The organism is Comamonas sp. NyZ500, assembly GCF_016772095.1.
In the GTDB taxonomy this organism is placed as follows: domain Bacteria; phylum Pseudomonadota; class Gammaproteobacteria; order Burkholderiales; family Burkholderiaceae_C; genus Comamonas; species Comamonas thiooxydans.
Window position 1 is genome coordinate 1 of record NZ_JAEIJE010000061.1, and the last position, 722, is coordinate 722.

1 protein-coding gene is annotated in these 722 nt (G+C 68.0%); it reads right to left on the reverse strand.

What is annotated here, in order from left to right; all coding sequences use genetic code 11:
* A partial coding sequence (locus JAO85_RS25555; RefSeq protein ID WP_202789304.1) for a transposase occupies positions 1–722 on the reverse strand: 722 nt, incomplete at both ends.

Sequence of the window (722 nt, forward strand, 5' to 3'; positions counted from 1 at the left end):
ACCGCGCCGCCGCAGTGGGCGCAGGTGGTGACGTCGATGGAAAAGACCCGCTTGAGCCGTTGCGCCCAGCTCATCGCACGGCGCTTCTGCTCGGGGCTGCGCGGTTCGTCGTGGGCGCTGACGTCCACCGGCACTGCATCGCTCGCAGGCCGCTTGCCGCGCCCCGATGGCGTCAGCTGCGCGCGCAGGTTTGCATTCGGGGCGAATACGCCGTGGAAGCGGGTGAGATGCGCGCGAGGTGGCGGGACCAGTGCCGCCAGCTTGGCGATGAAGTCCACCGCATCCCATTCGACATGCGTGGTCCCATTGCGCCACGGCGTCTTGAGCTGGTAACGCACCCTACCCTGCGGTGAGATCGACAGCCGCTGCTCGCTGATCGCCGGGCGCGTGATGTAGCGGCACAGCTTTTCGAGCTTGTGGCTCTCGTGTGCTTCCGCGGCCACGCCGGCATGCAGCGAGAAGCCGCCGACCTTGCCGGCATCGCCCTCCAGCGAGCCTGCGTCACCGGGCAATGTTTGCAGCGTGACGACCTTGCGGCCAGCGTCGCGACCGGTGGCGATGCGGTAGGTCATCGAACTCATCCGCAGCCCATCCATGCCGTCGTCGCTACCCGCGCTGTCGGACAGGAACACGGATTCGTCTTCGCCTTCGAGCCAGCCGCGGCGCGACAGGTGCCGGCACACGCGATGCGCGATGGTGTTGGCGAGCTGCGTCAGTTGCGC